The organism is Desertibacillus haloalkaliphilus (genome assembly GCF_019039105.1).
GTDB classification, from domain to species: Bacteria; Bacillota; Bacilli; order Bacillales; family KJ1-10-99; genus Desertibacillus; species Desertibacillus haloalkaliphilus.
In genome coordinates this window covers 1-979 of the sequence record NZ_JAHPIV010000047.1, presented here as the reverse complement: position 1 = coordinate 979, position 979 = coordinate 1, and the positions used below count along the sequence as shown (strand labels likewise).

Annotated in this window: 1 protein-coding gene; it reads left to right on the top strand. The window is 50.2% G+C overall.

The window, feature by feature from the left end; translation table 11 throughout:
* Positions 1-975: hypothetical protein (locus tag KH400_RS29560; RefSeq protein WP_217227896.1), on the top strand; the 975-nt coding region annotated here is incomplete at its 5' end.
* Positions 976-979: the final 4 nt, after the last annotated feature.

The window sequence follows — 979 nt, the reverse complement described above, 5'->3', positions numbered from 1 at the left end:
GAGAGAGGGAGAGGGGGAGAGGAGAGGGGGAGAAGAGAAAGAGGAGAAGGGAAGGGGAAAAGGAGGGGGAGGGGAAAAGAAAAAAAGGAGGGGGGAGGAGAAGAAGAAAAAAGGGAAAGAGGGAGGAAGAGAGAAAGGGGAGAGGGAAGAGGAGAAGAAAAGGGAAAGGGGAGAAAAGGAGAAAAGAAGAGAGGGAGGGGAAGGAGGGAAAGGGGGAGGGGAGAGGGAGAAGGGAAGAGAAGGAAGAGAGAGAGGAAGGGGGGAGAGAGGAGAAGGGAGAAGGAAGGGAGGAGGAGAGAAAAGAGGGGGGAGAAGAAAAGAAGGAGAAAGAAAAAGGGGGAAGGAGGAAGGAGAGGAAGAGAAGGGGAAGGAGGGAAAGAAGGAGAGGAAGAAAGGAGGAGGAGAGGGAGAAAAGGGGGAAAGGAAGGGAAAAAAGAAGAAAAGGGGGAGAAAGGGGGGGAAGAAGGAAGGGAGGGGAAGAGAGAGGAGGGAGAGGAGAGGAGAAGAAGGGAGGAGGAGAAGGAGGGAAAGAAGAGGAGAAGAAGGAGGAGAGGGGAGAGAGAGGGAAAGAAGAGGAAAGAAGGGAAGGAGAAGAAAAGGAAAAGAAAAGAAGAGAGAGAGGGGAGAGGGGAAAGGAAAGAAAAAAGAAAAAGGGAGGAGAGAAGAGAAGGAGAAGAAGAGAGGGAGAAAGAGAGGGAAGGAAAGAGGAAAAAGGAAAAAGGAAAGGAGGGAGAAGGGGGGAGAGGGAGGGGGAGAAGAAAAGGAGAGAAGAAGGGAAAAGAGAAAAGAGAAGGGGGAGAAAAAAAAAAGGGAGAGGAGAAGAAGGAAGGAGAAGGAGAGGGGAGGAAAAAGGAAAGGGGAGGGAAGGGGAAGAGGAGAAGGGAGGAAGGAGGGGAGAAGAGGGGAAGTGAAGAAAAAGTAAAAGGAGGAAGTAAATATAAAGGTAATAAGGTAGAGAAATTAATTGTAGGGTAAGGGA